Below are 26369 nucleotides of genomic sequence, written 5' to 3' on the forward strand. Positions count from 1 at the left end.
ATGTTAAGTCCCTTGCTCAAACGCTATACCTGGAACAGCACCTGGCTGTATTACGTTCGCATTTTTATCGCGCTGTGCGGCACAACGGCCCTGCCCTGGTGGCTGGGCGATGTCAAACTCACCATACCGTTAACGCTCGGTATGGTCGCCGCCGCCCTGACCGATCTGGATGATCGTCTCACCGGGCGTCTGCGCAATTTAATCATCACATTAATCTGTTTTTTTATCGCCTCCGCTTCCGTGGAACTGCTCTTTCCCTGGCCGTGGCTGTTCGCGATTGGATTAACGCTCTCTACCAGCGGATTCATTCTGCTCGGCGGTTTAGGGCAGCGTTACGCCACCATTGCTTTCGGGGCGCTGCTTATCGCTATTTACACGATGCTGGGCACCTCGCTTTACGACCAGTGGTATCAACAGCCCATTCTGCTCCTTGCTGGCGCCGTATGGTACAACCTGCTGACGCTGACCGGGCATCTGCTCTTCCCGATTCGCCCCTTGCAGGATAATCTGGCGCGCAGCTACGAACAGCTGGCACGCTACCTGGAGTTAAAGTCGCGCTTGTTTGACCCGGATATCGAGGATGAAAGCCAGGCGCCGCTGTATGATTTAGCGCTGGCCAACGGACAACTGATGGCGACGCTGAATCAGACGAAAGTCTCTCTTCTTACCCGCTTACGCGGCGACCGGGGGCAACGAGGAACCCGCCGCACGCTGCACTACTATTTTGTCGCGCAGGATATTCACGAGCGTGCAAGCTCATCGCATATTCAGTATCAGACGTTGCGCGATCATTTCCGCCACAGCGACGTGATGTTCCGTTTCCAGCGCCTGATGTCGATGCAGGGGCAAGCCTGTATGCAGCTCTCACGCTGTATATTACTGCGTACGCCTTATCAGCATGATCCACACTTCGAGCGCGCGTTTACCCATATTGATGCGGCGCTCGAACGTATGCGCGCCGCTGGAGCATCCGCTGACTTACTCAAAACACTGGGCTTTTTGTTGTCCAATCTGCGGGCGATTGATGCGCAACTGGCGACGATTGAATCCGAGCAGGCGCAGGCAATGCCGCGCAGCGAATCAGAAAACCTGCTTGCCGACGACAGTCCTCATGGGTTCAGTGATATCTGGCTACGTCTGAGCCGTAACTTCACTCCCGATTCAGCGCTATTTCGCCACGCGGTGCGTATGTCGCTGGTGCTCTGCGTCGGTTACGCGCTGATCCAGATTACCGGCATGACTCACGGTTACTGGATCCTGCTCACCAGCCTGTTCGTCTGCCAGCCGAACTATAACGCCACGCGGCACCGGCTGGCGCTGAGGGTCATCGGGACGCTGGTCGGCGTCGCCATTGGTATACCAATCTTGTGGTTTGTCCCCTCGCTTGAAGGCCAGTTGATACTGCTGGTTATCACCGGCGTCCTGTTTTTTGCTTTTCGAAACGTACAGTATGCCCATGCGACGATGTTCATCACCCTGCTGGTGCTACTCTGTTTTAACCTGCTGGGTGAAGGCTTCGAAGTTGCCTTGCCGCGCGTGATCGATACGCTGATCGGCTGTGCGATCGCGTGGGCCGCCGTCAGCTTTATCTGGCCCGACTGGCGCTTTCGTAACCTGCCGTGTGTCCTGCAACGGGCCACGGATGCGAACTGCCGCTACCTGGACGCGATCCTTGAGCAGTATCATCAGGGGCGGGATAACCGGCTGGCCTACCGCATTGCCCGCCGTGACGCCCACAACCGTGATGCCGAGCTGGCCTCGGTGGTGTCGAATATGTCCAGCGAACCCGACGTCACTGCCGAAACTCGTGAGGCGGCGTTCCGGTTACTCTGCCTCAATCATACCTTTACCAGCTATATCTCTGCTCTGGGCGCGCATCGCGAACAGCTCACCAACCCGGATGTCCTGGCGCTGCTGGATGATGCAGTGTGTTATGTCGATGATGCGCTTCACCATCAACCCGCCGATGAACAGCGCGTTCACCAGGAGCTGGCAAGCCTGAAAGAGCGGATTCAGCACCTGGAGCCAAAACCAGACAGTAAAGAACCCCTGGTGGTGCAACAAGTTGGCCTGCTCATTGCATTACTGCCTGAGATTGGTCGTTTACAGCGGCAAATCACGCCGTCGCCTTCTGGTGCTCCGGCGTAAGCGACTGCGCCCACTCAGCAAGCTCCTGGCGGCGTACCGCCGGGAGCGCCGCTTCATGTACGCCAGCAATCGCCCCTTCTAACGCATAGAGAATTTTCACCGTCAGCAGCTTATTGCTCTCTCTTAGCCGCAGCCAACACATTTTTGCGCCGAGTATCCGCAATGTGTTTTCATCATTAATTCCGGCCTCATGCAGAAGGTTCTCCAGATGAAACGTTACGTTTGGCAGATTCTTCAATCGACGTTGTGAAAAACGGGTACGTTTTTCTTTTATGGCAGCATCCAGCGAATACTGTGATAAAAGCACCAGCTGTTGTTGATCGCGCCATAAGCTTTCATCCACCCGGTAATAATTCAACATAACGGGACGGCCACGTTTCATAAATGTTAACCAGACGGGGGAATGCTTCACGCAGTACGCGACGCTTTGCTCACAGGCACGCAGGTATAGCTCTCCCTCAGCCACCATCGCAAACACCGTATCCTCGATTGTCAGGCTGTAGCTACCAAACAGCGAACGATAGTGAACCGTGCCCAGAGAGGCTAAATATTCTTGTGATTTATAGATCTTGTCATAGGAACGTAATTTCATAAAATCCCTTTTAAATCATAAAGTAAAAGAATGATTTGCAGTAACAGATCCGTTAATGACGAAAATAGGCAACTTATTCTCAGTGAGCAAGATGAATTTCATTTTTACGGTGACAACAGATAAAAATTGCGAGTTTGTTTCCGAAAATAGGGTTGATCTTTATTGGCGGCAGGGTTACTGTATATCCATACAGTAACTCACAGGGCTGGATTGATTATGTACACTTCAGGCTATGCAAATCGTTCTTCGTTGTTCTCTTCCACTGCGGGCAGCATTGCGCGCGTCTCTTCAGAGAACACCACCGCCGGGCTTATTAGCGAAGTGGTCTATCGCGAGGACCAGCCCATGATGACGCAATTACTGCTTTTACCGCTGCTGCAACAATTAGGTCAGCAATCACGCTGGCAGCTCTGGCTGACGCCGCAACAAAAGCTGAGCCGGGAATGGGTTCAATCTGCGGGGCTGCCTTTAACAAAAGTGATGCAGATCAGCCAACTTTCTCCATGCCATACGCTGGAGTCGATGATTCGCGCATTGCGGACGGGCAACTACAGCGTCGTTATCGGCTGGCTGGCGGATGAGCTTAGCGAAGAAGAACACACCCGGCTTGCGCAAGCGGCAGATGAGGGAAATGCGATGGGATTTATCATGCGTCCTGTGAGCGCACACGCTCATGCCACGAGACACCATTCCGGGCTAAAAATTCACTCAAATTTATATCATTGAGTGAAATTAGGATTTATCCTGGAATTTTTTTTCTGCTCTTTCATCTGCTCTGAAGCTTAATACTTTTTGTGTGTGAATGCTTGTCAGAAGCGGTTTCCGCGATTTTCGCTGAGCGATTTCTCAGCAGGAAATGTTAAATATTATGTATACAAGCCTTTTTTTTTCATATGCCTGACGGAGTTCACACTTGTAAGTTTTCAACTACGTTGTAGACTTTACATCGCCAGGGGTGCTCGGCATAAGCCGCAGATATCGGTAGAGTAACTATTGAGCTGATCCCCCGGTGAAGGATTTAACCGTGTTATCTCGTTGGAGATATTCATGGCGTATTTTGGATGATAACGAGGCGCAAAAAATGAAAAAGACAGCTATCGCGATTGCAGTGGCACTGGCTGGTTTCGCTACCGTAGCGCAGGCCGCTCCGAAAGATAACACCTGGTACACTGGTGCCAAACTGGGCTGGTCTCAGTTCCATGATGTTGGCAACAACCAGATCGACAACAACGGCCCGACCCATGAAAGCCAACTGGGTGCCGGTGCGTTCGGTGGTTATCAGGTAAACCCGTACGTTGGTTTTGAAATGGGTTACGACTGGTTAGGTCGTATGCCATACAAAGGCAACACTCAAAACGGTGCATTCAAAGCTCAGGGCGTTCAGCTGACTGCTAAACTGGGTTATCCGATCACTGACGATCTGGATGTCTACACCCGTCTGGGTGGTATGGTTTGGCGCGCAGACGCTCAGAACAACACTGGCTTCAAAGATCACGATACCGGTGTTTCCCCAGTATTCGCTGGTGGCGTAGAGTACGCTGTAACGCGTGACATCGCTACCCGTCTGGAATACCAGTGGACTAACAACATCGGCGACGCAAACACCGTTGGCGGTCGTCCAGATAACGGCCTGCTGAGCGTTGGTGTTTCCTACCGTTTCGGCCAGCAGGAAGAAGCAGCTCCGATTGCTCCAGCTCCGGCACCGGCTCCAGAAGTACAGACCAAGCACTTCACTCTGAAGTCTGATGTTCTGTTCAACTTCAACAAAGCAACGCTGAAACCAGAAGGCCAGCAGGCTCTGGATCAGATGTACAGCCAGCTGAGCAACCTGGACCCGAAAGACGGTTCCGTCGTGGTTCTGGGCTTCACTGACCGTATCGGTTCCGACGCTTACAACCAGGGTCTGTCCGAAAAACGTGCTCAGTCTGTTGTTGATTACCTGATCTCCAAAGGTATCCCGGCTGACAAAATCTCCGCACGCGGTATGGGCGAATCCAACCCGGTTACTGGCAACACCTGTGACAACGTGAAAGCTCGCGCTGCACTGATCGACTGCCTGGCCCCGGATCGTCGCGTTGAGATCGAAGTTAAAGGCGTTAAAGACGTTGTAACTCAGCCGCAGGCTTAAGTTCCCGTCTAATAAAAAACCCCGCGCTGCGGGGTTTTTTTCGTCTGAAACCAGAAGAAAGAAGAAACGAACCTCTACTCTTTCCCCAGTAATGCCTGCAAATCCTGCTTCAGGGTCGACATCTTGCTGGCGTATTTCTCTTTATGTTCCGCATCTTCAATCAACTGCACAATCGTTTCTGAAAGCGTTTTGCCACGTCGCTGCGCGAGTCCCGCCAGACGCTGCCAGACAATAAACTCCAGATCGATAGACTTCTTGCGCGTATGTTGATGCTCGGCATTAAAGTGTCGTTTACGCCGTGCTCGTATGGTCTGCTTCATACGGTTTAACAGCGCAGGATTCATATGCTCTTCAATCCAGGCATTTACCCGAACCGGTTCATTTTCGAGGGTTAGCAACAAATCAACGGCTTCTTTGGCAGCACTGGCTTCCACGTACCGGGTAATCAACTCCCCTTCGCGGTGCTTCTTCACCAGATACTTCCATTTCCAGCCGCTTTCAAGGTTTTCAAGTTGTTGATATTTCATTGCGCTCTCAACGTTACCGTGTAACTCCTATCAGAATATCAGTTTTTTGGGCATCTGAAGAAAAGAATATCCAGCCTGTGAACTCTCACGCGTCATCCTGCACGTTTACATTCGCTTTCCGCGTGTGCAGCGTTGCCTGTTACGGTATAATCGCGTTTTTTACAACAGACTAAAAAACCTCAACTTTGACCATTACGAAACTTGCATGGCGTGATCTGGTTCCTGATACCGACAGTTATCAGGAAATATTTGCACAGCCACACTTTACTGACGAAAGCGCCACCCTACTCAGCGATACTCAACCGCGACTGCAATTTGCGCTGGAACAACTTCTCCAGCCCTGGGCGTCGTCCTCTTTTATGCTGGCGAAAGCGCCGGAAGAGCCCGAGTATCTCACTCTCCTTTCTGATGCGGCCAGAACGTTGCAAGCCGATGCCGGTCAGCTGACCGGGGGCCATTACGAAATTTCGGGCCACACCATCCGTTATCGCGCAGCAGAAAAAGCAGAAGACAATTTTGCCACGTCGGCGCAGGTTGTCAGCGCTGACTGGGTTGAAGCCGAACAGCTGTTTGGCTGTCTGCGCCAGTTTAACGGCGAAATTACGCTGCAACCGGGTCTGGTGCATCAGGCTAACGGCGGCGTTCTGGTGATCTCCTTACGCACCCTTCTGGCGCAGCCGTTGCTGTGGATGCGTCTGAAGGCGATTGTCAGCCATAACCGATTCGACTGGGTCGCGTTTGACGAGTCGCGTCCGTTGCCGGTCTCTGTGCCGTCTATGCCGCTCAAGCTGAAAGTCGTGTTGGTCGGCGAACGTGAATCGTTAGCCGACTTCCAGGAAATGGAGCCGGAACTGGCTGAACAGGCGATTTACAGCGAATTTGAAGATAATCTGCAAATAGTGGATGCCGAAACCATGACCCAGTGGTGTCAGTGGGTTCAGCACACGCTTAAACGCAATAATCTGCCAACGCCAACGCCTGATGCCTGGCAAGTGCTGGTACGCGAAGCCGTTCGCTACACGGGAGAACAGGACACGCTTCCACTGTGTCCGCTATGGATTTCCCGCCAGTTCAGAGAAGCCGCGCCGCTGTGCCAGGACGGGACATGCAGCGCCGAACAGCTCGCCCTGATGCTTGCCCAACGCGAATGGCGTGAAGGCTATCTTGCGGAGCGCATGCAGGACGAAATCCTGCAAGAGCAGATCCTGATTGAAACGGAAGGCGAGCGCATTGGTCAGATTAACGCCCTTTCCGTCATTGAATTTCCCGGCCATCCGCGCGCGTTTGGCGAGCCTTCACGCATCAGCTGCGTCGTTCATATTGGCGACGGTGAATTCACGGACATCGAGCGAAAAGCCGAGCTTGGCGGTAACATTCATGCCAAGGGGATGATGATCATGCAGGCTTTCCTGATGTCGGAACTACAGCTTGAACAGCAAATCCCGTTCTCCGCTTCGCTGACCTTTGAACAGTCCTATAGTGAAGTGGATGGCGACAGCGCCTCAATGGCAGAACTGTGCGCATTGATCAGCGCTCTGTCCAACGTGCCGGTTAATCAAAATATCGCGATTACCGGTTCCGTCGATCAGTTTGGACGCGCCCAGCCTGTTGGCGGCCTGAATGAAAAAATTGAAGGCTTTTTCACAATTTGTCAGCAGCGTGAACTGACGGGTAAACAAGGCGTTATTATTCCGGCGGCTAACGTGAGACACCTCAGCCTCCAGCCTGCGCTGTTGCAGGCCGTGGAAGAAGAGAAATTCAGCATCTGGGCGGTAGACGACGTAACAGACGCACTGCCGCTTCTGCTTAATCTGGTGTGGGATGGCGAAGGTCAGACAACATTGATGCAGACCATCCAGGAACGTATTGCCCAGGCTACACAACAGGAAGGACGTCATCGTTTTCCCTGGCCGCTACGTTGGCTAAACTGGTTTATACCGAACTGATCGGACTTGTTCAGCGTACACGTGTTAGCTATCCTGCGTGCTTCAATAAAATAAGGCTTACAGAGAACATGGTAGATAAACGCGAATCCTATACAAAAGAAGACCTTCTTGCCTCTGGTCGCGGTGAACTGTTTGGCGCTAAAGGCCCACAACTGCCGGCACCAAACATGCTGATGATGGACCGTGTCATCAAAATGACAGAGACTGGCGGTAACTTCGACAAAGGTTATGTTGAAGCTGAGCTGGATATCAATCCAGATCTCTGGTTCTTCGGATGCCACTTTATCGGCGATCCGGTTATGCCGGGCTGCCTGGGTCTGGACGCAATGTGGCAGTTGGTTGGATTCTATCTCGGCTGGCTGGGCGGCGAAGGTAAAGGCCGTGCGCTGGGCGTAGGTGAAGTGAAATTTACCGGTCAGGTTCTGCCAAGCGCGAAGAAAGTGACCTACCGTATTCACTTCAAACGTATCGTTAACCGTCGTCTGATCATGGGTCTGGCGGATGGCGAAGTTCTGGTTGATGGCCGTCTGATCTACACCGCCAACGACCTGAAAGTAGGTCTGTTCCAGGACACGTCAGCGTTCTGATCGCGGACATCTCCAGGTCTGATAAGCGTTGCCACAAGCGCGGCGTCATTGCCGGATGGCAGCATAACCACGTTATCTGACCTGCCTGTAAAAAGGCGAAACCTCCGCACTGCGGAGGTTTCTTTTTTCTAAAGAGACAGAATCAGGCCATTACTACCCTGTCCGCCATGGCTTCTCGCCAACCTCCCAGCCAGTGCGACCTCTGATTCAGCGTCTGATAGGGACACATTTCTTTTGAGCGTCCGGCAATGCCGGCCTGATATCCACGTTGATGTGCCCGTTCCAGGCGATCTCGTTTTTGTCTCTTCATGCCTCGTTTCCCTCATCTTCATGTCTGGTGGAAAAGAAAACAGTGATTACGAAATGTGCAATCACAGTAAACGAATACCGCGAAAAAGTTGTCCCGTCAATGCGCAAAATTCACGCCATTGTCATATTTGTGAGCTACTCAATAAATCATTTGTACAAAAATTGTGAGCCAGAACAGCTATTTTCACCGGGCAGAAAAACAAAAAAACCGCCCCCGGCGACGTGCCGAAAGCGGTTAAATTTACAATATTTTTAACTTATGGTATTTGCTTCAGCGCCTGAGCGATAGCGGCGGCTTCCTGATTCCAGGCGGCTGCCAGCACCTTGACCATTTCGTCATACCCGTCCTGCTGCTGCGCGGTTTCGATGTGGAATGGGCGCTTAATCAACTGCCCCTGATGGTTCAGTAGCCACTCCCCGCTTACGATAACTTTGCCATCGTAACGGCCATGAAATCCCGTCACCGTCACGTTAAGCGTATCCTGCACGCTGCCCAGCGGCTGTGAGGCAACCACCCAGCCCGGAAGCTGGGCGCTCAGATTCGCCACCAGCGTATTGCGCAACTGCTGGTCCAGCGGGCTGGCCCAAAGATTGTTACTCGCAATCACGTACTGCACATCACTGGTTTGATACACCACGCCGTTGCCCGCCAGGTAGTCCGGCACCGAAACCTGTTCCACCCACAATAAGCGGTTTCCCTGGCTTGCCGTACTCTGTACGCCCCCTTGCGCGACGGGTAGCTGGTAGTAGCTCTTGTTTTCTCCGCTACTGCTACATGACGTTAACCAGAACGCCATCATCACCACTAGCCACTTTTTCATTGTTTCGCCCTCTTCGGCTCTGGATCTTTCTTGTCCTTCGCTTCAAATACCAGCGCGTTGCTCTTTTCGTTCAGCGTTTTCAATACCGGTTGCAGTTCACGGAGAACCTGATCAAGACGCTGCATATCCACCACCATCTTGTTATACGCCGCGGAGCCTGGCTGGAAGCCCTGCATGCTGCGGTTCAGTTCGCGCAAGGTGTTCTGCATATCCGCCGGAAGCTGCTGCATCGACTGGCTGGAGGTAATCTTGTTCATATTATCCAGCGTGGTTTGCAGATGCTTCATCGTCCGCTGGCTTTCCGACAGCGTATTGGTCGCCTGTTGAATCATCGGATTCAGCGGCAGGTTATTAATTTTATCCAGCGCTTCCATCAGACGCTGCTGGATTTGCGCCAGACCACCGCTTACCGTCGGGATGATCTGATAACCATTAAACTCATGAATGCCCGTAATTGGCGGCTCTTTCGGATAGAAGTCCAGATCAACATACAGCGCGCCGGTCACCAGATTGCCCGTTTTCAGTGAACCGCGCAGGCCGCGTTTGAGCAGTTCGGCCAAATGCGCGCCGACATCCGTCTCTTCGCCCAATTGTGCTTTCAGGCGTTCCGGTTCAATGCGTACCAGCACCGGAATACGGTAGTCAGTGTTAAACACCTGACGCATATTCGGCGCAAAGAAAGGCACTTTGCTGACCGTCCCCAGGCGAATCCCGCGAAACTCCAGCGGTGCGCCCGGTTGCAGGCCGCGAATCGAATCTTTAAAGAACATCAGATAGTCGATGTGGTCGGTATACAGCGAATCCTGAATGCTTCGCTGATCGTCATACAGGCTGAAAGCGGTTTTTTCCGCAACCGGCTGCCCCAGTTCAAGCCCTTCCGGCACGTCAAAGCTCACGCCACCGCCAAACAGCGTGCTTAGCGATCCCATTTCAACCCGCATACCGGCGGAAGTCAGATCCACCGCAATACCGCTATCCTTCCAGAAACGGACGTTGCTGGTCACCAGCCGATCGTTTGGCGCATTAATGAAGAGTTGATAGCTGATGGAGCGTTTTTGCGGATCGAAGGTGCTGGTTTCAACCGAGCCAACGCGGTAACCACGGAAAAGCACCGGATCGCCCGGACTGAGCTGCCCGGCTTTTTTGCTGTCAAGAATAACGCGGATGCCTTTCGCATCTGGCGGCGCCAGAGGTGGGGAATCCAGCAACTGGTAATCCTCCAGCCTGTTACCTTTCGTCCCCGGCTGCAACTCAATATAAGCCCCGGACAGCAACGTGCCTAAGCCGCTGATCCCTTCACGCCCGACCTGCGGTTTCACCACCCAAAAGACCGAATCTTTGTGCAGCAGTTTTTCCATGCCGGAATGCAGTCTGGCCTTGATCTCTACATGCGTAAGATCGTCGGTCAGCGTCGCGCTTTCCACCACCCCCACATCCACGCTACGGCTCTTGATGGTGGTCTTACCGCCTTCAATACCTTCAGCATTCGTGGTGATCAAGGTGACTTCAGGCCCCTGATGGCTGTAGTGATAAAACAGCACCCATGCCCCAATCAGCGCAGTGACGATAGGGAATATCCACACGGGAGACCAGTTTTTTACCTTCTGCACTTTGGCTTCCCCATTTTTAGATTCCATACTGTCAGGACTCCTCATGGCCTGGTTCAGGTTCACGATCCCACGACAGACGCGGATCAAAGGTCATCGCAGAAAACATTGTCATAATGACGACTAAAGCAAACATCAATGCACCCATCGCTGGATAAATATTCATTAACCCCCCCATGCGCACCAGCGCAGAGAGTACGGCAATTACAAACACATCAATCATTGACCAGCGGCCAACAAATTCCACCACCTCATAAATCAGGTGCATTCTTTCACTGTCGCGTTTGCCATGCCCTTTCGCATCCCAGCACAGCCAGGCAATCGCAATCATTTTTAGCGTTGGCACCATAATACTGGCAATAAAAATAACCGCCGCCACCGGATAAGACCCTTCACTCCAGAGCAAAACGACCCCGGCGAGGATCGTAGAAGGCATCTTCGATCCCAATAAATCGGTGATCATGATCGGCATGATATTCGCGGGCAGATAAAGCATGATCGACGTAAATAACAGGGCCAGCGTCCATTGCAGGCTGTTTTTGCGTCGCACATGACCCTTTGCATGACAGCGCGGACACACTAATTCATTCTCCGGGAGAATGGCCGTACAGCAGGAGCAGGAACGCAGTCCCTGGCGGATGCCGGTAACGCCAGGTTTCAGCGGCTGCGCCAGCACAGGCATCGGCGTAATATCGTCCCATAACCAACGGCGATCGACGCACTGAAACGCGCGCAATTGCAGGATGCAGAAAAAACACCACGGAATAAAACTGCTTCCAACCCCGATATCCCCGTAAGCCATCAGCTTAACAAAACTGACCAGCACGCCTGCGAGGAAGATCTCCGCCATTCCCCAGGTTTTTAGCTGGAACAGCACGCGCGCTAGAACCTTTTTCACACGTAGCGGCAATTCGACGCGATTCACAAGCAATAATATCGTCACCAGACAAAAAGCCGGAACCAACTGGACAAACAGCAAAAAGAAGGTGCCAAGGCTGGCGTAATTTTCCGAAAACATGACGCCGGGGATTTCAAGCAGCGTGACTTCGCTCCTCACACCCGCGACGTTCATATTCACGAAAGGGAAAAGATTGGAAAGCAACAGCATAAACAACGCCACTAACGAATAGGCGGTGGGACGCTGCCTTGGCGCGTCCCACTCGGTCGTCAGCGTTGTGCCACATCTTGGACATGCCGCTTTCTGCCCATGCTCAAGGTGGGGCAACGCCACCAGCATGTCACATTGCGAGCATAAAATGTGCTTCGCAGCATGATGATGTTCGCACATATGCGCTCCTTTAATTATGCGCCATTCTTCAAGGCTTCAAGATACTCCCAGCGCTCAAAGGCTTGTTCAAGTTCCTGCTCTGCGTGACTCAAATCGGCCAGAACTTTTTGCGTATGATCATGCGGTTGGCTGAAAAAGGCGGCATCCGCCACCTGCGCCTGCAACGCTTCCAGTTTGGCCTCCAGCTCTTCCAGTAACTGGGGGAGCTGTTCCAGTTCGCGTTGCAGTTTATAGCTTAGTTTGTTACTGCCGCGCTTTACAATTTCTGCTTTCGGGGCAACCACTTCCTCAGTTTTCTTGACGACGGGTTGTTTAAACGCCAGATGCTGTTCCTGCTGACCACGCGCATCATGGTATCCGCCGACATAGCGACCAATCTTACCGCCGCCCTCGAAGATCCAGCACTCGGTCACGGTGTTATCCACAAACTGACGGTCATGGCTCACCAGCAGGACAGTTCCCTGATAGCCGTCAATCAACTCTTCCAGCAGTTCCAGCGTTTCAACGTCCAGATCGTTAGTCGGTTCATCGAGAATCAGCAAATTGCTGGGTTTCAGGAACAAACGAGCCAGTAAGAGACGGTTACGTTCTCCGCCAGACAGGGCGCGAACCGGCGTCATGGCGCGCTTAGGATGGAACAGGAAGTCCTGAAGATAGCCCAGCACATGACGCGGCTTACCGTTAACCAGCACCTCTTGCTTACCTTCAGCAAGGTTATCCATTACGGTTTTATCGGGATCCAGTTCTGCGCGATGCTGATCGAAATAAGCCACTTCCAGCTTCGTGCCGACATGAATACGTCCGCTGTCTGCCTGAAGCTGGCCCAGCATCAGTTTCAGCAACGTGGTTTTCCCGCAGCCGTTAGGGCCAATTAAAGCAATCTTGTCGGCACGCTGCACCTGCGCGGAGAAATCGTTTACCAGCTGCTTGCCGTCAACCTGATAGCTGACGTTTTCCATCTCGAAAACAATCTTGCCGGAGCGGGCCGCTTCTTCGACCTGCATCTTCGCCGTCCCCATCACTTCACGGCGTTCGCTACGCTCGCGGCGCATCGCTTTCAGGGCACGTACGCGACCTTCATTGCGGGTACGGCGCGCTTTAATACCCTGGCGGATCCAGACTTCTTCCTGCGCCAGTTTGCGATCGAACTCGGCATTCTGTAACTCTTCCACGCGCAGGGCTTCTTCTTTCTCCAGCAGATACTGATCGTAATCTCCCGGATAAGAAACCAGTTTGCCGCGATCGAGATCGACGATGCGGGTAGCCATATTGCGGATAAACGAACGGTCGTGGGAAATGAAAATAATCGTCCCGTTGAAAGATTTCAGGAACGTTTCCAGCCAGTCGATCGTTTCAATATCCAGGTGGTTGGTCGGCTCATCCAGCAACAATACGCGAGGGTTGCTGACCAACGCCCTGCCCAGCGCCGCTTTACGCAGCCAGCCGCCGGAAAGCGAAGAGAGCGCCGCGTTAGGATCGAGCCCAAGCTGCGCCAGCACTTCATTAATACGGTTTTCCAGTTGCCACAGGTTGTGGTGGTCGAGCTGTTCCTGCACCCGCGCCATCTCATTGAGATTTTTATCGCTGGGGTCGGTCATCACCAGGCGGGAAATATCGTGGTAACGTTTCAGGTATTCAGCCTGCTCCTCGATCCCTTCCGCAACAAAATCATAAACGCTGCCTTCGACATTACGCGGCGGATCCTGTTGCAGACGCGCGACGATCAGATCCTGCTCGTAAATGATGCGTCCGTCATCCAGTCCCTGTTCGCGGTTGAGGATCTTCATCAGCGTTGACTTCCCGGCGCCATTACGGCCCACCAGGCACACGCGTTCGTTATCCTCGATATGCAGCTCTGCGTTATCGAGAAGCGGCGCGTCGCTAAACGACAGCCATGCGCCATGCATACTGATTAATGACATTTACTTTTCCTTTCAGGCTGCGGTAATCAGCCAGCAGTTGTGGATCTGACGATTACGGGCAAAGTCCTGAGAAAGCGTTTTTTGCGTAATTTCTTGTGCTTTCAGTCCCAGCGCCGCCAGGCCATCCAGATCCATACGGAATCCGCGTTTGTTGTTGGAGAACATGATCGTGCCGCCTTTGCGCAGCAGACGTTTCAGATCTTTCATTAACACCAGGTGATCGCGCTGCACATCAAACGACTCGTCCATCCGTTTTGAGTTGGAGAACGTCGGCGGATCGATAAAAATCAGATCGAACTGTTCATTCGCCTCACGCAGCCAGCCCAGGCAGTCGGCCTGAATCAGGCGGTGCGCACGGCCGCTCAGCCCGTTCAGACGCAGGTTGCGTTCAGCCCACTCCAGATAGGTACGCGACATGTCCACCGTAGTGGTGCTGCGTGCGCCGCCCAGCCCCGCATGTACGCTGGCGCTGCCGGTATAGGAGAACAGGTTAAGGAAATCTTTACCTTTGCTCATCTGACCCAGCATCCGGCGCGCAATACGGTGATCGAGGAACAGACCGGTATCAAGATAGTCGGTCAGGTTAACCCATAAACGCGCGTTATATTCGCTGACTTCAATGAACTCACCCTTCTCGTTCATCTTTTGATACTGGCTTTTGCCTTTCTGCCGCTCACGGGTTTTTAACACCAGTTTATTCGGCGCAATCTCCAGTACCAACAGCGTGGCGGCGATGATGTCGAACAGACGCTGACGCGCTTTCTGCGCATCAACCGTTTTCGGCGGCGCATATTCCTGAATCACCACCCACTCGCCGTAGCGATCGACCGCCACATTGTATTCCGGCAGATCGGCATCATACAGGCGATAGCATTCGATCCCTTCCTGGCGCGCCCATTTCTCCAGCTTCTTAATATTTTTGCGCAGGCGGTTGGCGTAATCTTCCGCCACCGTCGCAGGCTTGCTGTCTGGCGTTTTTTCCGCCAGATGATAGTTTTTCTGCACGCAGTCCAGCGGGCCGTTTTTGGCTTTGAATTGCTTATCCGCGCGCAGTTGCAGGCAGTTCAGCAGATCCGGCGAGGCGCTGAACAGCGACAGGCTCCAGCCGCCGAACTGATTTTTCATGGTGCGCCCCAGCAGGCTGTGCAGCGCAATCAGCGCCGGTTCGCTGTCCAGACGCTCACCATACGGCGGGTTGCTGATTACCGTACCGTACGGCCCTTTCGGCAGCGGGTTGCTCAGTTGGGCGACATCTTTTACCTCGAAGGTAATCAACTCACCGATGCCTGCGCGACGGGCGTTGCTGCGCGCACGTTCAATCACGCGGGCATCGCTGTCAGAACCATAAAAATGCGAGCTATATTCCGCAAGCCCTTTACGGGCGCGGGTTTGCGCTTCTGCTTTGACTTCCTGCCAGATAGCCTCATCATGCTGCGCCCAGCCGCTAAAGCCCCAGTGACCACGATGCAGACCCGGCGCGCGATCGGTCGCCCACATTGCGGCCTCGATCAGCAGCGTACCGGAACCACACATCGGGTCGAGCAGCGGCGTTCCCGGCTGCCAGCCGGAACGCATCACGATGGCCGCCGCCAGCGTCTCTTTAATTGGCGCCAGACCGGTACGATCGCGATAGCCGCGCAGGTGCAGACCATCGCCGCTCAGATCGAGGGCAATGCTGGCAGTGTCTTTGTTCAGCCAGACGTTAACGCGAATATCTGGAGATTCACGATCGACATTAGGACGCGGCAGGTTTTTACGCGTGAACGCATCAACAATCGCATCCTTTACTTTCATCGCACCATACTGGCTGTTGCGAATGGTGTCGTTCAGCCCACTAAAATGCACGGCAAAGGTGGCATCTGGATTAAAAATCTCTGTCCAGTTGATTGCCTGCACGCCGAGGTACAGGTCTAAATCGCTGTAGACCTTGCACTCTCCCATCGGCAGCATAATGCGCGAGGCCAGGCGGCTCCACATTAAACTCTGGTACACAAGCCGCGTGTCGCCCTGAAAATGGACACCACCCTGAACCACCTGGCAATCCGCAGCGCCCAGGTTTTCAAGTTCAGTTTTTAACAGCTCTTCCAGCCCGCGGGCCGTACTGGCAAACAGAGAATTCATATTGTCACTTTTACTCTAAGAAAATTGCTGCGCATTATACACAAAATCTTTCGCGTTGCCTCGCAGCGACAAGCGTGAAGGATGGGGCTTATATAGCTAATCTGGCGCTCATGTCATAAGATTGAAAGCTTATTTTCGTTCGAGGGCTGTACAGTGGTGACGTTAACCCGGCTTTTTATTCATCCGGTCAAATCGATGCGCGGCATCGGCCTGACGCATGCGCTGGCAGACATCAGTGGCCTGGCTTTCGATCGTATCTTTATGGTTACTGAACCTGATGGCACCTTTATTACCGCCCGCCAGTTTCCGCAAATGGTGCGCTTTACGCCTTCTCCGCTACACGACGGATTACATCTTAGCGCCCCGGATGGCAGCAGCGTGGTGGTGCGCTTTGCTGATTTCGCCGCGCAGGATGCGCCAACCGAAGTCTGGGGAAACCATTTTACTGCCCGTATCGCCCCGGACGCGATAAATCAGTGGTTAAGCGGATTCTTTTCCCGTGACGTGCAATTACGCTGGGTCGGCCCCCAACTTACGCGTAGAGTCAAACGCCGCGACGACGTGCCGTTGTCATTTGCCGATGGTTATCCCTTTCTGCTGGCCAACGAAGCCTCACTGCGCGACTTACAGCAGCGTTGCCCGGCTGGCGTGAAAATAGAACAGTTTCGCCCCAATCTGGTCGTTTCCGGCGCGGCGCCCTGGGAAGAAGACACCTGGAAGGTCATTCGTATCGGCGACGTCGTCTTTGATGTCGCAAAACCGTGCAGCCGTTGTATTTTCACCACCGTCAGCCCTGAGAAAGGGCAAAAACACCCAACGGGTGAGCCGCTGGCAACCTTGCAAGCCTTTCGCACGGCGCAGGACAACGGCGATGTTGATTTCGGGCAGAACCTGATTGCGCGTAACAGTGGCGTCATTCGCGTAGGCGATGAGGTTGACATTCTCGCAACCGCCCCCGCCAAACCTTATGGCGCCGCAAATTCTGATGATGCGGTGGCGCCGGAAAAACAGCCTGATACGACAGTCACTATCGACTGGCAGGGGCAAACCTTTCGTGGGAATAACCAACAGGTGCTGCTTGAACAACTGGAGAATCAGGGTATCCGCATCCCTTATTCATGTCGGGCCGGGATCTGCGGCAGTTGCCGGATAACGCTGCTGGAAGGCGAAGTGAGTCCGCTGAAAAAATCAGCGATTAACGATGACGGAACGATTCTTAGCTGTAGCTGCGTGCCAAAAACCGCGCTCAGGCTGGGAAATTAAACCGCTTGTTCAAGGCTGAAGCTGGCGAGTCGCTGTTGCGGCTTCAGTCTGTCGTTCATGATCTTAATCGCATCGCCGAGCTGCATAGTGCGTCCAGCCACGACGACACCGGGCTGGGCCAGCAGGCATAGCGCCGCGTTTTCACCCGGCTCAACCACCAGTAAATTCACCTGCTCTTCGGTGTCGCTAAGCCACACGCAGGCGGCATCACCCACCGTTGGCGTCCAGATCTCGCCGTGTGCGACAAAATGCCAGCTTTTTGGCATCTGTGGTTTCAGATAACGGATCGCCACCAGCGCATTGAGCACCAGTTCCGCTTTTTGTTCTTTCGATAATTCGAGATCGCGACATTTTTCTTCAAAAGAGAAATAGAGCGCGGCATCATCGACACAAAAACCAGACGGCGAAAATGCATCCGGCGTGAGCATTTTGCGAGCAAAGCGCGAGCGAAATAACATGCCATTGGCTAAATCGAGCATCATACGGTCATGCTCTTCATCATAATACCAGCGCCAGTTATCGTCAGGTTTAATTCGCATTGTACTCTCTCCCGTTTCCATCACCCTGTTGCAAAAATGTCCTTTTTCACCGCTTCGTTTATTACCTTAATAAGCAAAGCCTAAAATGTTTAAATAAGCAACAATGAAGGAATATAAAACAACCAGGGCCGGAAATAAAGCCCTGGTTGTCTGATAATGAGAGAAAAGAATCAAATATGGGTAACGATTTCTTTAATCAGTTGCGGGCCTTTAAAAATAAAGCCGGAATAAATTTGTACCAGCGTAGCGCCAGCAGCCATCTTCTCACGCGCCGCGATGACAGAATCTATCCCGCCGACGCCAATAATCGGTAACTGTTCTTTCAATTCCTGGGACAGTCGGCGAATAATTTCTGTACTTTTTAACTGTAATGGTCGACCGCTTAAACCACCCGTTTCATCGCAATTTTTCATTCCCTGAACCAGAGAACGATCGAGCGTCGTATTTGTCGCAATCACACCATCAATATTATGGCGAACTAAACTGTCGGCCACCTGGATCAATTCGTCCTCAGAAAGATCCGGGGCGATCTTTACCGCGATCGGAACATATTTATGGTGGATCGTCTGGAGATCATTTTGCTTATTTTTAATTGCCGTCAGCAAATCATCCAGCGCCTCTCCATATTGTAGCGTACGTAACCCAGGGGTATTTGGCGAAGAGATATTAATGGCGATATAACCGGCATATGCATAGATTTTTTCCATACAAATCAGATAGTCATCTTTGCCATTCTCTACCGGCGTATCTTTATTTTTGCCGATATTAATTCCGAGGATACCGTCGAAATGCGCTTTTTTGACATTCTCTACCAGGTTATCAACGCCCAAATTATTAAAGCCCATCCGGTTGATCAACCCTTCGGCATCAACCAGGCGGAAAAGGCGCGGCTTATCGTTACCAGGCTGAGGGCGCGGCGTCACGGTTCCGATCTCAATCGATCCGAATCCCATTGCGCCCAGAGCGTCGATGCACTCTCCGTCCTTATCCAGACCCGCAGCAAGGCCGAGCGGGTTCTTAAATGTCAGCCCCATGCAGCTTACTGGCTTCGCAGGGACTTTCTGTCGGACAAGCGCTTCCAGCGGCGTGCCTGTTACACGGCGTAATTGCTGAAACGTAAATTCATGAGCGCGCTCTGGATCGAGCTGAAAAAGGGCTTTACGAACGAAGGGGTAGTACATGAACTCTCCTGGATTCCCGGTGTGCAGACCGGGGGCGTATTATGTGCGATATCCAGCGAAAAGGGAATTGACTTGCGGCAATAAATAGCAATCGTTTTCCTTGTTGTCCTCTTTTTATTCAATTTCCAACTTTTCTATCCCGCATAAATCATTTCGGTAAACAAAATCTCTCTGTCAGACTGCACAAATTGTTATCAATGTTAATGAAAATCGAATAATTAGTTATAAGGGGAGATTGAGATTATGCGCGTCATCACTCTGGCGGGAAGCCCACGCTTTCCCTCTCGTTCCAGTGCGTTACTGGAATATTCCCGGGAAAAACTGAACAGTCTGGACGTCGAAGTCAGCCACTGGAATTTGCATAACTTTGACCCCGAAGACTTGCTATATGCGCGTTTCGACAGCCCGGCGTTAAAAACATTTATAGAACAATTACAGGATGCAGACGGGCTGATCGTCGCAACGCCGGTTTATAAAGCCGCCTATTCCGGGGCGTTAAAAACGTTGCTCGACCTGCTTCCTGAACGAGCGCTGGAAGGCAAAGCCGTATTACCGCTGGCAACCGGCGGTACTGTCGCCCATTTACTGGCCGTTGACTACGCGCTCAAGCCGGTGCTGAGCGCGCTGAAAGCACAAGAGATCCTGCACGGCGTATTTGCCGACGATTCCCAGGTGATTGATTACCAGCATAAACCGCAGTTCACCCCTAATTTACAACATCGCCTTGACAGCGCGCTTGAAACATTCTGGCAAGCGTTGCACCGCCGCGATGTGCCGGTTCCCGTCATTCATTCACCACGAGGCGTTGCCCATGTTTAAATTTTTCAGACATCGTCCTCAATGGCTGGCGCTGGCCGGATTACTCTCGCTTTCGGCCTGGTCACACGCGGCAGAGTCAGCGCCTGACGCACTGCGCATCGGCTATCAGAAAGGCAGCATCAGTATGGTGCTGGCGAAAAGCCACCAACTGCTGGAGAAGCGTTACCCGCAAACCAAAATCTCCTGGGTTGAGTTCCCGGCGGGCCCGCAAATGCTGGAGGCATTGAATGTCGGCAGTATCGATCTCGGCAGTACCGGCGATATTCCCCCTATTTTTGCGCAGGCTGCCGGGGCGGACCTGGTTTATGTTGGCGTTGAGCCTCCCAAACCAAAAGCCGAGGTCATTCTCGTCCCTGAAAACAGTCCGATTAAAACCGTCGCGGATCTGAAAGGACACAAAGTCGCCTTCCAGAAAGGTTCCAGTTCGCACAATCTGCTGTTGCGCGCACTGCAACAGGCCGGACTTAAATTTACCGATATCCAGGCCACATACCTGACGCCAGCAGACGCCCGCGCCGCATTCCAGCAGGGGAATGTCGATGCGTGGGCAATCTGGGACCCTTACTATTCCGCTGCGCTGTTGCAGGGTGGCGTTCGCGTCCTGAAAGACGGGACCGACCTGAAACAAACCGGTTCGTTCTATCTGGCGGCGCGCCCTTATGCCGAAAAGAACGGCAGCTTCATTCAGGGCGTTCTGGACACCTTCAGCCAGGCCGATGCGTTAACGATAAGCCAGCGTGAACAAAGTATCACCCTGCTGGCAAAAACGATGGGATTGCCTGAACCGGTGATTGCCACCTATCTGGATCATCGCCCGCCAACCACCATTACGCCGGTGAGCGCCTCTGTCGCAACCTTGCAGCAGCAAACCGCCGATCTGTTTTACGACAACCGTCTGGTGCCGAAAAAAATTGATATTCGCCAGCGTATCTGGCAGCCCACTCAACAAGAAGGAGCAAAATTATGAGCCTGAATATGTTCTGGTTTTTACCTACCCACGGTGACGGGCATTATCTGGGAACCGAAGCAGGCTCGCGCCCGGTCGATCACGGTTACCTGCAACAAATCGCGCAAACGGCGGACCGCCTGGGCTTTACGGGCGTATTGATCCCAACCGGGCGTTCCTGCGAAGACGCCTGGCTGGTTGCCGCCTCAATGATTCCGGTCACACAGCGACTGAAATTCCTGGTCGCCCTGCGCCCAAGCGTCACGTCGCCAACGGTTGCCGCCCGTCAGGCCGCAACGCTGGACAGACTCTCCAATGGCCGCGCGCTGTTTAATCTGGTTACCGGTAGCGATCCGCAGGAACTGGCCGGTGACGGCGTCTTCCTTGACCACACCGAACGCTATGAAGCCTCATCCGAGTTTACGCAGGTATGGCGACGCCTGCTGCAAGGCGAGACGGTGGACTTCAACGGTAAACATATTCATGTTCGTGGCGCAAAACTGTTCTTCCCTGCCATTCAGCAACCGTATCCACCGCTCTATTTTGGCGGTTCATCGGATGTCGCACAGGATCTCGCCGCTGAGCAGGTCGATCTCTATCTCACCTGGGGCGAACCGCCTGCGCAGGTAAAAGAGAAAATTGAACAGGTACGCGCCAAAGCAGCGGCTCGCGGGCGTAAAATCCGTTTCGGCATCCGCCTGCACGTTATTGTGCGTGAAACCAATGAAGAGGCCTGGCGTGCGGCCGATCGCCTGATTGCTCACCTGGATGACGATACGATCGCCAAAGCGCAAGCCGCATTCGCCAGAACGGATTCTGTCGGTCAGCACCGGATGGCCGCGCTGCATAACGGTAAGCGTGATCAACTGGAGATCAGCCCTAACTTGTGGGCAGGCGTCGGGCTGGTGCGCGGCGGCGCGGGAACCGCCCTGGTGGGTGATGGCCCGACCGTCGCCGCACGTATTAATGAGTACGCGGCGCTGGGTATCGACAGTTTTGTGCTCTCCGGTTATCCGCATCTGGAAGAGGCCTACAACGTGGGCGAACTGCTGTTCCCGCATCTGGACGTCGCCATCCCGGAAATTCCGCAGCCGCAGCCTCTGCACCAGCAAGGCGAAGCGGTTGCCAATGAATTTATCCCCCGTAAAGCCGCGCAGAGTTAAGGAGTACACCAATGGCAACGCCCACAAACAAATGGTTATTGCGCGTTGCCCCCTGGTTTTTACCGGTGGGCATCGTGGCGGTCTGGCAAATAGCCTCTTCGATGGGCTGGTTGTCAACCCGCATACTCCCCTCTCCCGAAGGGGTGATCGCGGCATTCTGGACACTCTCCGCCAGCGGCGAACTCTGGCAGCATCTGGCCATTAGTTCGTGGCGCGCTTTCATCGGCTTTTCAATTGGCGGTTCTATCGGTCTGACGCTGGGGCTGATCAGCGGTTTGTCGCGGTGGGGAGAACGTCTGCTGGATACTTCAGTACAAATGCTGCGTAACGTGCCACACCTGGCGCTGATCCCGCTGGTGATTTTATGGTTCGGGATTGATGAAAGCGCGAAGATTTTTCTCGTGGCGCTGGGAACGCTGTTTCCAATTTATATCAATACCTGGCATGGGATTCGTAATATCGATCGGGGTCTGGTGGAGATGGCTCGCAGCTATGGCTTATCCGGCTTCCCGCTGTTTGTGCATGTGATCCTCCCCGGCGCCCTGCCCTCTATTATGGTTGGCGTCCGTTTTGCGCTCGGGTTGATGTGGCTGACGCTGATTGTGGCGGAAACCATTTCGGCGAACGCCGGGATCGGCTATCTGGCGATGAACGCCAGGGAATTCCTGCAAACGGACATCGTCGTGGTCGCGATTATTTTGTATGCCCTGCTCGGTAAACTCGCCGACGTCAGCGCGCAGCTGTTAGAGCGCGTCTGGCTGCGCTGGAATCCTGCTTATTACACGAAAGAGGCAACCGTATGAATACCGCTCGTCTTAATCAGGGAACGCCGCTACTGCTCAACGCGGTAACCAAACAATATGCTGACAACACGGTGCTGAACCAGTTGGATCTGCATATTCCCGCCGGGCAATTTGTGGCGGTGGTTGGACGCAGCGGTGGCGGGAAAAGTACGCTGCTGCGTCTGCTGGCCGGTCTGGAATCCCCTACAGCTGGCGAATTGCTTGCCGGAACAACGCCGCTGGCCGAGATCCAGGACGACACGCGTATGATGTTCCAGGATGCGCGTCTGCTGCCGTGGAAGTCGGTGATCGATAATGTTGGATTGGGTCTGAAAGGCGGCTGGCGAGATGCGGCGCGTCAGGCGCTGGCGGCGGTCGGTCTCGAAAACCGGGCGACGGAGTGGCCTGCGGCGCTGTCCGGCGGGCAGAAACAGCGTGTCGCGCTGGCCCGCGCGCTGATCCACCGGCCTGGATTATTGCTGCTGGATGAACCTCTCGGCGCGCTGGATGCCCTGACCCGGCTGGAAATGCAGGATTTGATCGTCTCGTTATGGCAAGAACACGGTTTTACAGTGCTGCTGGTCACGCATGACGTCAGCGAGGCCGTGGCGATGGCCGATCGGGTTCTGTTGATCGAGGACGGGAAAATTGGTCTGGACTTGACGGTGGATATCGCGAGGCCGCGCCGTCTGGGGACGGTACGTTTAGCGGAACTGGAAGCGGAAGTGTTGGGCCGGGTGATGCAACGTGGCGAAAATGAGGCTCCGCTACGCAAGCACGGTTAAAAAATGCCGGATGGCGCAGTTGCTTATCCGGCCTACACGTAAATGGTAGGCCGGACGCATCCGGCAATATTATCAGGCTAACGCTTTGGTAATCTTCTCGAACAGATCGCCAGAGAGGTTTTCCAGCCTTTTCAGTTGCTCCAGCGCGGCGCGCATTTTTTCCTGGCGCTTCGCATCGTAACGTTTCAGACGAATCAGCGGCTCAATCAGGCGTGATGCCACCTGTGGGTTACGGCTGTTGAGGTCCGTCAGCATTTCGACCAGGAACTGATAGCCGCTGCCGTCTTCAGCATGAAACGCCGCCGGATTGCTCCCGGCAAATGCGCCAATCAACGAACGAATACGGTTCGGGTTGCTCATACTGAAAGAACGATGCTTCAGGAGGTCACGCACCGTTTCCAGCACGTTATCCGCCGGGCTGGTGGATTGCAGGATAAACCATTTATCCATGACCAGTCCGTCCTGATGCCACTTATCATCATACTCCTGCATCAACGCGTCACGGCACGGCAATTGCGCCGCGACCGCCGCCGACAGCGCCGCCAGCGCATCGGTCATATTATTGGCTTCATGGTACTGCTTGCTCACCAGCGTATCCGCCAGGTGGGTTTCACCAAAGGCCAGGAAGCGCAGGCAGGCATTGCGTAGCGTACGCTTGCCAATGTCGGCGTGTTCAACGCGGTACTCATCAAGATGATTCGCGTTATAGATTGCCAGGAACTCGTCTGCCAGTTCCGCCGCCAGCGTGCGGGTCAACGCTTCGCGGACTTCGGCAATTGCCAGCGGATCGATGATCTCGAACAGTTCCGCGATCTCATTCACCGAAGGCAACGTCAGAATTTCCGCCGCCAGCGCCGGATCGATTTTCTCATCCAGCAGAACCGCCCGGAAGGCATCCGCCACATGTACCGGCAGCGACAGCTGCTGCCCCTGCTGGTGGCGCGCAACGTTCAGCTTAATATACGTCGCCAACAGGCTTTGCGCCGCGTCCCAACGTGAGAAGTCATTGCGCGAATGACGCATCAGGAACGTCAGTTGTTGATCGCTCCATTTGTACTCCAGTTTCACCGGCGCGGAGAATTCGCACAGCAGTGCTGGCACCGGCTGGAAATACACATTGTCAAAGACAAAGGTTTGATCCGCCTGGGTCACGTTCAACACGGAATTGACCGGATGACCGCCCTTCTGCAACGGAATAACGTTGCCTTCGTTGTCGTACAGCTCAATCGCGAACGGAATATGCAGCGCTTGCTTTTCTGCCTGATCCGCCGTCGCAGGCGTACGCTGACTAATGGTCAACGTGTACTGTTCCGTTTCCGGGTTATAGTCGTCCCGTACGCTGACAACCGGCGTGCCGGACTGGCTGTACCAGCGGCGGAAGTGAGACAAATCGACATTCGACGCATCCTCCATTGCCTGCACAAAGTCATCACAGGTAGCGGCGCTGCCGTCATGACGCTCAAAATAAAGCTGCATCCCTTTCTGGAAATTCGTTTCGCCCAGCAGCGTGTGGATCATGCGAATCACTTCCGCGCCCTTCTCGTAGACGGTCAGGGTGTAGAAGTTGTTCATCTCAATGACCTTATCCGGGCGGATAGGATGCGCCATTGGGCTCGCGTCCTCAGCAAATTGCAGACCACGCATGGTGCGCACGTTGCTGATGCGGTTCACCGCGCGGGAGCCGAGATCGGAACTGAATTCCTGGTCGCGGAAAACAGTCAGGCCTTCTTTCAGACTCAACTGGAACCAGTCGCGACAGGTAACGCGGTTACCCGTCCAGTTGTGGAAATATTCGTGACCAATAACGCGCTCAATGTCGAGATAATCTTTGTCGGTCGCCGTATCGGTGCGGGCCAGCACATATTTGGAGTTAAAGACGTTCAAACCTTTATTCTCCATCGCGCCCATATTGAAGAAGTCCACCGCCACGATCATGTATATGTCGAGGTCATACTCCAGGCCGAAACGCTCTTCATCCCATTTCATGGAATTTTTCAGCGAAGTCATCGCCCACGGCGCACGGTCCAGATTGCCGCGATCAACATACAGTTCCAGCGCCACCTCCCGGCCAGAACGCGTGATGAAGGTATCGCGCAGTACATCGAAATCGCCCGCCACCAGCGCAAACAGGTAGCAGGGTTTCGGGAACGGGTCCTGCCACTGCACCCAGTGACGGCCATTATCCAGTTCCCCCTGCGCAATACGGTTGCCGTTGGAAAGCAGGAACGGATATCTGGATTTATCGGCAATGATTTTGGTGGTAAACCGCGCCAGCACATCCGGGCGGTCGAGATACCAGGTTATGTGGCGGAAACCTTCCGCTTCACACTGCGTACACAGCGCGTCGCCTGACTGGTACAGGCCTTCCAGCGCCGTGTTCGCCGCCGGGCTGATCTCATTCACAATGCGCAGAGTAAAGCGCTCGGGCAGGCTGCCGATCACCAGCTCGCCCTCTTCTTCTTTGTAGTCGGTCCACGGCGCATCGTTTACATGGAGGGATACCAGTCGCAGATCTTCACCGCTCAGGCGAAGGGGCGCGTCAGATGCGCCATGACGGACAGCCTGACTCAGTGCTGTAACGACGGTTTTCTCAGCATCCAGGTCAAAGGTCAAATCAATGTCAGTAATCTGGTAATCCGGGGCACGGTAGTCGTGACGGTATTTGGCTTGTGGCTGTTGTGTCATAAAAAACCTTTAGCATCTTTTGTAGAGTCCCGACTCCAGTCTATTCCTGTTGTCGAAATCGCGCTATGCAGAATGTTCATCTTTTCAGACACAAACACTCTTTTTGCTACATTTTTATAACATAAAGGCGTCACGTTTAAAATCACGGAGGCCGTTCAGGCGCCCGCCAGCCAAATGAAAACGTCACATCGCCAGTACAATGAGAACCAC

At 53.7% G+C, this 26369-nt stretch carries 22 protein-coding genes; 11 read left to right on the forward strand and 11 right to left on the reverse strand.

All coding sequences use genetic code 11. The features are described from left to right. Positions 1–2148 carry a YccS family putative transporter gene (gene yccS / locus CKO_RS08930; RefSeq protein WP_024130467.1) on the forward strand — a complete coding sequence of 716 codons (2148 nt, stop codon included), beginning with the start codon at positions 1–3 and terminating at the stop codon, positions 2146–2148. Here yccS and CKO_RS08935 read toward each other — a convergent pair. Next, entirely contained in the window at positions 2117–2740 is a 624-nt protein-coding gene (locus tag CKO_RS08935; protein WP_012132965.1) for a TfoX/Sxy family DNA transformation protein, read from the reverse strand. The genes yccS and CKO_RS08935 overlap by 32 nt on opposite strands. A gap of 216 nt (positions 2741–2956) precedes the next feature. Here CKO_RS08935 and sulA point away from each other — a divergent pair, with 216 nt between their 5' ends. Then, the gene (sulA, locus tag CKO_RS08940) at positions 2957–3466 is read left to right on the forward strand and encodes an SOS-induced cell division inhibitor SulA (protein ID WP_012132966.1); all 510 of its coding nucleotides are present in this window, start codon (positions 2957–2959) and stop codon (positions 3464–3466) included. Between the two features lie 355 nt (positions 3467–3821). Then, the gene (gene ompA / locus CKO_RS08945) at positions 3822–4868 is read left to right on the forward strand and encodes a porin OmpA (RefSeq protein ID WP_048902434.1); all 1047 of its coding nucleotides are present in this window, start codon (positions 3822–3824) and stop codon (positions 4866–4868) included. Between the two features lie 74 nt (positions 4869–4942). Here ompA and matP read toward each other — a convergent pair whose 3' ends face one another. Further along, complete coding sequence (matP, locus tag CKO_RS08950; protein ID WP_012132968.1) at positions 4943–5395, reverse strand: macrodomain Ter protein MatP; 453 nt, start codon at positions 5393–5395, stop codon at positions 4943–4945. A gap of 185 nt (positions 5396–5580) precedes the next feature. Here matP and CKO_RS08955 point away from each other — a divergent pair, with 185 nt between their 5' ends. Both CKO_RS08955 and fabA read left to right on the forward strand, forming a co-directional pair. Beyond that, a complete protein-coding gene (locus CKO_RS08955; protein WP_012132969.1) occupies positions 5581–7341 on the forward strand; it encodes an AAA family ATPase in 1761 nt (586 codons plus the stop codon). A gap of 68 nt (positions 7342–7409) precedes the next feature. Then, positions 7410–7928, forward strand: coding sequence for a bifunctional 3-hydroxydecanoyl-ACP dehydratase/trans-2-decenoyl-ACP isomerase (gene fabA, locus CKO_RS08960; protein ID WP_012132970.1), 519 nt, complete (start codon positions 7410–7412; stop codon positions 7926–7928). Positions 7929–8070: 142 nt separating this feature from the next. On the opposite strand, the gene rmf is transcribed toward fabA, so the two are convergent. From rmf to rlmKL, 6 genes are all read right to left on the reverse strand, one after another. Next, positions 8071–8238, reverse strand: a complete 168-nt coding sequence (gene rmf, locus CKO_RS08965; RefSeq protein WP_012905338.1) for a ribosome modulation factor — start codon at positions 8236–8238, stop codon at positions 8071–8073. 256 nt (positions 8239–8494) lie between these two features. Then, on the reverse strand, positions 8495–9058 hold the full coding sequence (gene pqiC / locus CKO_RS08970; RefSeq protein ID WP_012132972.1) for a membrane integrity-associated transporter subunit PqiC: 564 nt from the start codon (positions 9056–9058) through the stop codon (positions 8495–8497). Further along, a complete protein-coding gene (pqiB, locus tag CKO_RS08975) occupies positions 9055–10695 on the reverse strand; it encodes an intermembrane transport protein PqiB (protein ID WP_024130470.1) in 1641 nt (546 codons plus the stop codon). The genes pqiC and pqiB overlap by 4 nt, the downstream gene beginning before the upstream one ends. A gap of 4 nt (positions 10696–10699) precedes the next feature. After that, entirely contained in the window at positions 10700–11953 is a 1254-nt protein-coding gene (gene pqiA, locus CKO_RS08980; protein ID WP_024130471.1) for a membrane integrity-associated transporter subunit PqiA, read from the reverse strand. Between the two features lie 14 nt (positions 11954–11967). Then, on the reverse strand, positions 11968–13875 hold the full coding sequence (locus CKO_RS08985; RefSeq protein ID WP_024130472.1) for an ABC transporter ATP-binding protein: 1908 nt from the start codon (positions 13873–13875) through the stop codon (positions 11968–11970). 12 nt (positions 13876–13887) lie between these two features. Then, on the reverse strand, positions 13888–15996 hold the full coding sequence (gene rlmKL, locus CKO_RS08990; protein ID WP_012132976.1) for a bifunctional 23S rRNA (guanine(2069)-N(7))-methyltransferase RlmK/23S rRNA (guanine(2445)-N(2))-methyltransferase RlmL: 2109 nt from the start codon (positions 15994–15996) through the stop codon (positions 13888–13890). A 153-nt stretch (positions 15997–16149) separates the two neighbouring features. Between rlmKL and CKO_RS08995 the strand changes: the two genes are divergently transcribed. Next, on the forward strand, positions 16150–17259 hold the full coding sequence (locus CKO_RS08995) for a YcbX family protein (protein ID WP_024130473.1): 1110 nt from the start codon (positions 16150–16152) through the stop codon (positions 17257–17259). On the opposite strand, the gene zapC is transcribed toward CKO_RS08995, so the two are convergent. Further along, positions 17256–17798 carry a cell division protein ZapC gene (gene zapC / locus CKO_RS09000; RefSeq protein WP_024130474.1) on the reverse strand — a complete coding sequence of 181 codons (543 nt, stop codon included), beginning with the start codon at positions 17796–17798 and terminating at the stop codon, positions 17256–17258. The genes CKO_RS08995 and zapC overlap by 4 nt on opposite strands. 170 nt (positions 17799–17968) lie before the next feature. Next, positions 17969–18979: a quinone-dependent dihydroorotate dehydrogenase gene (gene pyrD / locus CKO_RS09005; protein WP_012132979.1), complete on the reverse strand. Its 1011-nt coding sequence runs from the start codon at positions 18977–18979 to the stop codon at positions 17969–17971. A 243-nt stretch (positions 18980–19222) separates the two neighbouring features. Here pyrD and ssuE point away from each other — a divergent pair, with 243 nt between their 5' ends. The 5 genes from ssuE to ssuB are packed head-to-tail and all read left to right on the forward strand — an operon-like array spanning position 19223 to position 23474. Next, complete coding sequence (gene ssuE / locus CKO_RS09010) at positions 19223–19798, forward strand: NADPH-dependent FMN reductase (RefSeq protein ID WP_012132980.1); 576 nt, start codon at positions 19223–19225, stop codon at positions 19796–19798. After that, positions 19791–20765, forward strand: a complete 975-nt coding sequence (locus CKO_RS09015) for a sulfonate ABC transporter substrate-binding protein (RefSeq protein WP_012132981.1) — start codon at positions 19791–19793, stop codon at positions 20763–20765. The genes ssuE and CKO_RS09015 overlap by 8 nt, the downstream gene beginning before the upstream one ends. Next, positions 20762–21907: an FMNH2-dependent alkanesulfonate monooxygenase gene (ssuD, locus tag CKO_RS09020; RefSeq protein ID WP_012132982.1), complete on the forward strand. Its 1146-nt coding sequence runs from the start codon at positions 20762–20764 to the stop codon at positions 21905–21907. Before CKO_RS09015 ends, ssuD begins: the two co-directional genes overlap by 4 nt. Before the next feature lie 11 nt (positions 21908–21918). Then, positions 21919–22710 (forward strand): aliphatic sulfonate ABC transporter permease SsuC, encoded by a 792-nt coding sequence (gene ssuC / locus CKO_RS09025; protein WP_012132983.1) that lies wholly within the window; start codon positions 21919–21921, stop codon positions 22708–22710. Then, on the forward strand, positions 22707–23474 hold the full coding sequence (gene ssuB, locus CKO_RS09030) for an aliphatic sulfonates ABC transporter ATP-binding protein (RefSeq protein ID WP_012132984.1): 768 nt from the start codon (positions 22707–22709) through the stop codon (positions 23472–23474). The genes ssuC and ssuB overlap by 4 nt, the downstream gene beginning before the upstream one ends. 72 nt (positions 23475–23546) lie before the next feature. Here ssuB and pepN read toward each other — a convergent pair whose 3' ends face one another. Then, positions 23547–26159: an aminopeptidase N gene (gene pepN, locus CKO_RS09035; protein ID WP_012132985.1), complete on the reverse strand. Its 2613-nt coding sequence runs from the start codon at positions 26157–26159 to the stop codon at positions 23547–23549. Positions 26160–26369: the final 210 nt, after the last annotated feature.

Origin of the sequence: Citrobacter koseri ATCC BAA-895, from assembly GCF_000018045.1 — a bacterium.
Lineage (GTDB): Bacteria > Pseudomonadota > Gammaproteobacteria > Enterobacterales > Enterobacteriaceae > Citrobacter_B > Citrobacter_B koseri.

Coding starts and splice junctions, on each gene's coding strand:
- pqiA (WP_024130471.1), bottom strand. CDS start 11,953: ATGTGCGAACATCATCATGCTGCGAAGCACATTTTATGCTCGCAATGT.
- fabA (WP_012132970.1), top strand. CDS start 7,410: ATGGTAGATAAACGCGAATCCTATACAAAAGAAGACCTTCTTGCCTCT.
- rmf (WP_012905338.1), bottom strand. CDS start 8,238: ATGAAGAGACAAAAACGAGATCGCCTGGAACGGGCACATCAACGTGGA.
- sulA (WP_012132966.1), top strand. CDS start 2,957: ATGTACACTTCAGGCTATGCAAATCGTTCTTCGTTGTTCTCTTCCACT.
- pepN (WP_012132985.1), bottom strand. CDS start 26,159: ATGACACAACAGCCACAAGCCAAATACCGTCACGACTACCGTGCCCCG.
- matP (WP_012132968.1), bottom strand. CDS start 5,395: ATGAAATATCAACAACTTGAAAACCTTGAAAGCGGCTGGAAATGGAAG.
- CKO_RS08935 (WP_012132965.1), bottom strand. CDS start 2,740: ATGAAATTACGTTCCTATGACAAGATCTATAAATCACAAGAATATTTA.
- pqiB (WP_024130470.1), bottom strand. CDS start 10,695: ATGGAATCTAAAAATGGGGAAGCCAAAGTGCAGAAGGTAAAAAACTGG.
- yccS (WP_024130467.1), top strand. CDS start 1: ATGTTAAGTCCCTTGCTCAAACGCTATACCTGGAACAGCACCTGGCTG.
- ssuE (WP_012132980.1), top strand. CDS start 19,223: ATGCGCGTCATCACTCTGGCGGGAAGCCCACGCTTTCCCTCTCGTTCC.
- ompA (WP_048902434.1), top strand. CDS start 3,822: ATGAAAAAGACAGCTATCGCGATTGCAGTGGCACTGGCTGGTTTCGCT.
- ssuD (WP_012132982.1), top strand. CDS start 20,762: ATGAGCCTGAATATGTTCTGGTTTTTACCTACCCACGGTGACGGGCAT.
- ssuB (WP_012132984.1), top strand. CDS start 22,707: ATGAATACCGCTCGTCTTAATCAGGGAACGCCGCTACTGCTCAACGCG.
- zapC (WP_024130474.1), bottom strand. CDS start 17,798: ATGCGAATTAAACCTGACGATAACTGGCGCTGGTATTATGATGAAGAG.
- pqiC (WP_012132972.1), bottom strand. CDS start 9,058: ATGAAAAAGTGGCTAGTGGTGATGATGGCGTTCTGGTTAACGTCATGT.
- CKO_RS09015 (WP_012132981.1), top strand. CDS start 19,791: ATGTTTAAATTTTTCAGACATCGTCCTCAATGGCTGGCGCTGGCCGGA.
- ssuC (WP_012132983.1), top strand. CDS start 21,919: ATGGCAACGCCCACAAACAAATGGTTATTGCGCGTTGCCCCCTGGTTT.
- pyrD (WP_012132979.1), bottom strand. CDS start 18,979: ATGTACTACCCCTTCGTTCGTAAAGCCCTTTTTCAGCTCGATCCAGAG.
- rlmKL (WP_012132976.1), bottom strand. CDS start 15,996: ATGAATTCTCTGTTTGCCAGTACGGCCCGCGGGCTGGAAGAGCTGTTA.
- CKO_RS08985 (WP_024130472.1), bottom strand. CDS start 13,875: ATGTCATTAATCAGTATGCATGGCGCATGGCTGTCGTTTAGCGACGCG.